1 protein-coding gene is annotated in these 474 nt (G+C 67.9%); it reads right to left on the bottom strand.

Going from position 1 to position 474, the window contains the following annotated elements; translation table 11 throughout:
• The coding region (locus tag RM812_RS42250) for an FAD-dependent oxidoreductase (protein WP_311586334.1) at nt 1-301 on the bottom strand (301 nt) is incomplete at its 3' end.
• Nucleotides 302-474: the final 173 nt, after the last annotated feature.

Genomic DNA, 474 nt, shown 5'->3' with positions numbered 1-474 from the left:
GCAGAGCCTTCGTGGGGATGCAGCCGTTGTGCAGGCAGGTGCCGCCGACCTTGCCCTTCTCGATCAGGGCGACGTCCAGGCCCAGCTGCGCTCCGCGCAGGGCCGCGGCGTACCCGCCACTGCCACCGCCGAGGATCACTAGGTCGAAAACGGTGCTGGCGTCGTTCGCCACGTCACGTCCTCCATGCATGTGCGCCGTACGCCGGGCCCCGTCGCTGGGGTGTGACCGGCCGGTCGGCTGGTGTTCGGCCGCTTTTGTCTTCGGCCCTGTGGTGGGGGCCCTGTCCTGCCGAGAACCCATCTTCGCACTTGTCGACGGCGGGCGGGACGCGGGGCCCGGGTCCGGGACGGATCATCGTCCGTCCCGGAGGGTTACTGCTGCGTAGTTTCCTATGGATTCGACCGGTGTTCGTCGAGAGCGAAACCCTGTCTCCGGCGAAACCGGGTCTCGGGCGGAATCTCTCTCTTCTCTCC

Source organism: Streptomyces lancefieldiae, from assembly GCF_031845825.1.
Classification (GTDB): Bacteria; Actinomycetota; Actinomycetes; order Streptomycetales; family Streptomycetaceae; genus Streptomyces; species Streptomyces lancefieldiae.
This window is presented reverse-complemented; position numbering and strand designations above follow the sequence as displayed.